This is a genomic window from Halorussus litoreus, from assembly GCF_003382685.1.
Taxonomy (GTDB): Archaea; Halobacteriota; Halobacteria; order Halobacteriales; family Haladaptataceae; genus Halorussus; species Halorussus litoreus.
Genome location: NZ_KZ859509.1, coordinates 109,538 through 113,972 on the forward strand (window position 1 = coordinate 109,538; position 4,435 = coordinate 113,972).

Annotated in this window: 7 protein-coding genes; 5 read left to right on the plus strand and 2 right to left on the minus strand. The window is 67.7% G+C overall.

What is annotated here, in order from left to right; translation table 11 throughout:
- The first annotated feature begins 111 nt into the window (after positions 1-111).
- A complete protein-coding gene (locus DPQ64_RS04625) occupies positions 112-462 on the plus strand; it encodes a hypothetical protein (protein WP_115863184.1) in 351 nt (116 codons plus the stop codon).
- Positions 463-549: 87 nt separating this feature from the next.
- Here the strand turns inward: DPQ64_RS04625 and DPQ64_RS04630 are convergent, their stop codons facing one another.
- On the minus strand, positions 550-879 hold the full coding sequence (locus DPQ64_RS04630; protein ID WP_115863185.1) for a HalOD1 output domain-containing protein: 330 nt from the start codon (positions 877-879) through the stop codon (positions 550-552).
- A 195-nt stretch (positions 880-1,074) separates the two neighbouring features.
- Here DPQ64_RS04630 and DPQ64_RS04635 point away from each other — a divergent pair, with 195 nt between their 5' ends.
- From DPQ64_RS04635 to DPQ64_RS04645, 4 genes are all read left to right on the plus strand, one after another.
- Entirely contained in the window at positions 1,075-1,284 is a 210-nt protein-coding gene (locus DPQ64_RS04635) for a DUF7561 family protein (RefSeq protein WP_115863186.1), read from the plus strand.
- Positions 1,285-1,362: 78 nt separating this feature from the next.
- The gene (locus DPQ64_RS19730; RefSeq protein ID WP_269814466.1) at positions 1,363-1,494 is read left to right on the plus strand and encodes a hypothetical protein; all 132 of its coding nucleotides are present in this window, start codon (positions 1,363-1,365) and stop codon (positions 1,492-1,494) included.
- A 123-nt stretch (positions 1,495-1,617) separates the two neighbouring features.
- Positions 1,618-3,495 carry a helicase C-terminal domain-containing protein gene (locus DPQ64_RS04640; RefSeq protein ID WP_115863187.1) on the plus strand — a complete coding sequence of 626 codons (1,878 nt, stop codon included), beginning with the start codon at positions 1,618-1,620 and terminating at the stop codon, positions 3,493-3,495.
- A gap of 79 nt (positions 3,496-3,574) precedes the next feature.
- Positions 3,575-3,997 carry a hypothetical protein gene (locus DPQ64_RS04645; RefSeq protein WP_115863188.1) on the plus strand — a complete coding sequence of 141 codons (423 nt, stop codon included), beginning with the start codon at positions 3,575-3,577 and terminating at the stop codon, positions 3,995-3,997.
- A 214-nt stretch (positions 3,998-4,211) separates the two neighbouring features.
- Here DPQ64_RS04645 and DPQ64_RS04650 read toward each other — a convergent pair.
- Positions 4,212-4,435 (minus strand): hypothetical protein (locus DPQ64_RS04650; RefSeq protein WP_232820484.1); only part of this gene is annotated, 224 nt, incomplete at its 5' end.

Here is a 4,435-nt window from a genome sequence, read left to right on the forward strand (position 1 = left end):
GGCCGGGGGCCGGGCCCGGCGGCCCGGCGCGGGGGGGGGGGGGGGGGGGGGGGGGGGGGGGGGGCGCCCCCGCGACCGCAGCGTTTTGTTCCACGAGCGAGTAGTTCCCGCATGGAACGCGAATCCTCGCCCGAAGCTGCCGAAGGGACTGTAGCGGCCGAAGGCACTGTAGCGGCGACTGAAGCGGCCGAAGCCGAGTCCGTCCGCGTCTGGCTCGTCGAGCGCACGTTCTCGGACGACGAGCAGAACCTCATCATCCTCGTGTACGCAACGCCGGACGGCCGGCGCTACCTCCGGAAGGAGCGCGCGCTGACCAGTTTCAGCGACCACCGGGTCACGACCGCGGCGGTCGATGCCTCGCTCGACAATCTGGGCACGGTGAACGATCCCGAGACCCGCGAGCGGTACGCGACGGAGGCGACCCGGGTCGCGGAGGCGCACGAGCCCGACGACGCGCTGTGATCCGGCGGATTACAATCCGGCCAGCTGGAATCCGACGAGTCGGAAGCGATGGTCCGAATCGACCCCACTCGACTCGGTCGGTCCGCGTCAGTCCGACGCCGTCCGGCGGACGAAGACGTGCCCGTCGGCGTGGACGTCCACCTCGAACTCCCCGACCGCGAACGCGACGTGCCCCCCATTCCGGAGCGCGCCGGTTCGCGTCGGCCGGAAGAGGTCGTCGAGCGCGTCCGGGTCGACGGCGTCGTGCAGGCGGACGTCGAGGTCCTCGACCGGCCGGTGGGACGCCTCCGCGAGCGCGTCCAGGACTGCCCGAACCGGTCGCTCGCCCAGTTCGGGGTCGAAGCGAGCGTGTGCCACGTGCGGTGGGAGGGTTCCGAGGTCGATGGCGGTACCGTTCGTTGGTTGCGTGTCGTTCATAGTCTGTTTCCCGTCGGCCGGTGCCGACTGTGGTATCACCGCGCACAACGAACTCGCATAAATACGGTTCGGATTCCCGCCGGAGATAGTTCGGTTCCGTTGGACGGAGTTCAACGAGGGCAGGAAGACTTCGATTCCTCGGAGGGTTTCGGTTCCGGCGGCAGGGCTTTGGGGGTGGGGCCACTGGGTCCGGGCATGGCTAGCGACACCTGCGAAGCGTGTGGCGAGCAGGTCAAGATCGCGGGCGGCATCGCGAACCTCTGGACGCTGGAGAACGACGCGACCGGCGGGATGACTCTCGAATTCGACAGCGACGGGAGCGAGCACTTCCTCTGTTTCGACTGCATCGACCGGCTTCCCGACGACCCGACTGCGGCGGACGTGGCGGGGTTGGACGAGGAATAATCGGTTACACCTGTCCGCGAATCGGTGTTTTTACTGTAAGCGGAGGATACGTTTCCGATAGCGAGGTAGTTTAGATAAATGACCGGCGAATGGCGCGGGTTCGGCGTACTCGGCGACGACTCTGAAGACGCCCGAGAAAAACTGAACCACCTGCGCAAGGAGATCCGAGACAGATTCGCTGAGCGTGTCAAGAACTCCGATGGTGCCTGAATTTCTAGCCAAACAGCCGTCTCGCTGGTCAAATATCTCGATTTTAGCTGACCCGCTCCGAGCAGACGTTCGAATCGCCGGAATCGATAGCCTTTATCCGAACCACCGCCGTGACTTCGGACAGTGAACCTCGACCGGATAACCGAGGAGTTCCCCGCGCCCTCCTATCGCGGCAACCAACGCGACGCCCTCTCGTCCATCAGCGAGGCGTTCGACGGCGGCAAGGACGTGGTGCTGGTGCGCGCGCCGACCGGGAGCGGCAAGTCCCTGCTCGCGCGGGCCATCGCGGGGTGTGCCCGCCGACCCGACGAGGCCGCGCCGAGCGACGCCACCGGGGCGTACTACACCACGCCGCAGGTGTCCCAGCTCGACGACGTGGCCGCCGACGAGTTGCTCGACGACCTGAAGATCATCCGGGGCAAGCGCAACTACTCCTGCATCCTGCCGGGCGAGACCGACACCCCGGTCGACAGGGCACCCTGCGCCCGCGAGAAGGGGTACGACTGCTCGGTGAAGCACCGCTGTCCGTACTTCTCCGACCGGGCCATCGCGAGCAACCGCGACATCGCGGCCATGACGCTGGCGTACTTCATGCGAACCGCGGGCTCCGAGGTCTTCCGCAAGCGCGACGTGGTGGTCGTCGACGAGGCCCACGGTCTCGCGGAGTGGGCAGAGATGTACGCGACCATCGACCTGCATCCGGGGACGGTCCCCGTCTGGGACGACCTGAACGTGCCCGACGTGGGCGAAGCCGGACTCGACCGGACGGTCCGGTTCGCCGAGCGCCTCCAGAACGTCTGCCGGCGGCGCAAGGACGACCTGATCGCCCAGCAGGAGCTCGACCCCCACGAGGCCGCGGAGCGCGACCGGCTGCAGGAGCTGATCGGCGAACTGGACTGGTTCGTGGAGGACTACCGCGACACCGAGAGCGCGACGACGTGGGTCGTCGACCAGCAGCGCGGCGGGGCGAGTAGCGGTGACGGGGAGGGCGGAGGCGGCGGACCGATCACGATCAAGCCGATGAACCCCGAGCGCTACCTCGCCCACACCGTCTGGGACCGGGGCAACAAGTTCGCGCTCCTGTCGGCGACCATCCTGAGCAAGGAGGCGTTCTGTCGGCAGGTCGGCCTCGACCCCGCGAACGTCGCGCTGGTCGACGTGGGCCACACCTTCCCGGTCGAGAACCGGCCGCTGTACGACGTGACGCGGGGAAAGATGACCTACGAGCACCGCGACGACACCCTGCCGGAGATCGCCCGCACCATCGTTCGACTCATGCAGCACCACCGGGGCGAGAAGGGCATCGTCCACGCCCACTCGTACGCCATCCAGGAACGACTCGCCGACCGGTTCGACGACTTCGGGGTCGGCGACCGGGTCCGGACCCACGACAAGGACGACCGGGACGCCCAGCTCGACTCGTGGAAGGCCACCGGCGGCGAGGAGGTGTTCCTCTCGGTCAAGATGGAGGAAGCGCTCGACCTGAAGGGCGACCTCGCGCGGTGGCAGGTGCTCTGCAAGGCCCCGTTCCTCAACACCGGCGACTCCAGAGTCGCTCACCGGCTCGAGGAGGGCCAGTGGGCGTGGTACTACCGGACCGCGCTCCGGACCGTGATTCAGGCCTGCGGTCGCGTCGTCCGGTCGCCCGACGACTACGGCGCGACCTACCTCGCGGATTCGAGCCTGCTCCAGCTGTTCGACCGCGCCGAGAGCGACGTTCCGCCGTGGTTCGCCGAGCAGATCGACCGGATGAGCCGCCCAGACCTTCCGGAGTTCGATCCCGCGAGCGCCAGCGAGTCGGCGGTAGGGGCCAGCGCAGGCGGGAGTCGACGGCGGGCGAATCGTCGAAACGGGGCCAGCACGTCGGGGTCGCGCTCGGCCGACCAGACCAGCGAGGGAGCGTCCGCTGATCGACAGTCGTCCGGGTCCGATGGCTCGTCGTCCGGTCGTTCCTCGCGCGAGAAGAAGAGCCCGATGGCGGACGTGTGGGACGTGGAGTAGCCTTTTCCCAACCGGCGGTGTGGCGAGAGAAGCAGCCCCAAGACGTATCTCACCGAGGTCGACAGGTCGAAGCGTGACGATGCGACGACGGTCGAGCAGTACCCGCCGGCAGTTCCTCGGCGCGAGCGCCGCCGTCCTCGCCGGCGGACTCGCCGGCTGCGCAGCGACCGATGACCCGGCGTGCGAGGGCGCGGACCGGAGCAGCGTCGCGGCCGAGCGCGCTACACCGCCCGCGGCGGTCCGCGAGGCGGTCGTCCCGATCCACTTCGATGAGCTGTCCGACGGCGAGAAGGACGTCGCCGCGAAGGCCATCCGGAGCGACGAGTACGTCGAGTGTGCACCCGTCTCGGATGCGTTCGAGTCGTTCCTCGACCGGATCGGCGACCACCGGGAGCGACAGCACGAGGAGTCCGACGACGCCCCGGATACGGTGTATCTCGTCCGCGAGCGGAGCTACTACGCGCTCGACGCGTCGGTGGGCGAGGAGACCGTGTCGTGGTGAGCGTCGCTCGGAGCGTAGTGATGAGTGTCGGGTAGAATATCGTTGTGAGCGCCGCTCAGAAGAACGATGCGGCGTAGGCGACACCCGACGTTATCATCAACAGCACGAGGAACATCGAGATGAGCTTCTGGCGCGTGTCGTCGTCCATATTCCACGAAAGCGAGTCGAGCGAAATAACGGTTGGGGTCCGCGGCGAGGACGGCGCGAGAATATACTATCGCCGTCCCAAGACGGTGCCGAGGACGGCGTCGCAGTGCGGGCAGACGACCATCCAGTACTGCTGGCCCGTGGTCGCGGTGACGGTCACGCCGTCGCGGTCCGCGCTCGGTTCGACCGTCTGCTTGCGGTAGTTCGGCGAACTCGCGTCGCGCTCGCAGGCGGGACACTTGGGCATGCCCGTGGTTTCAGACAGCCGGAACGTAAATCTGCGGGCGGCCC